Raw genomic sequence first — 240 nt, forward strand, 5'->3', positions numbered from 1 at the left:
GGTGTCCGTTCCGGGACAGGATGTGCATTTGTAATACCGCGCACGCGCCGGCATCACAAATACCCTGGTCAGGGCTGCGCCCCGACACCCCGCCATCGCCTCACGGCCGCGCACTGAATTGCGCACCCGTTCACCGATTTTCACGCATTTTCCTCGCCTATCTGTGCGTTCAGCATGGCGTAAAGCGCTTCGGCCTGATCGTGCAGGTGCTCACAGCAGCCGGCAGCCTCATCCAGATCC

The 240-nt window shown here is 61.7% G+C and carries 1 protein-coding gene; it reads right to left on the reverse strand.

The features are described from left to right. Nucleotides 1-140: 140 nt before the first annotated feature. Complete coding sequence (locus CSR02_RS17270; protein WP_225624896.1) at nt 141-236, reverse strand: Rop family plasmid primer RNA-binding protein; 96 nt, start codon at nt 234-236, stop codon at nt 141-143. Nucleotides 237-240: the final 4 nt, after the last annotated feature.

It is taken from the genome of Acetobacter pomorum (assembly GCF_002738225.1).
In the GTDB taxonomy this organism is placed as follows: domain Bacteria; phylum Pseudomonadota; class Alphaproteobacteria; order Acetobacterales; family Acetobacteraceae; genus Acetobacter; species Acetobacter pomorum.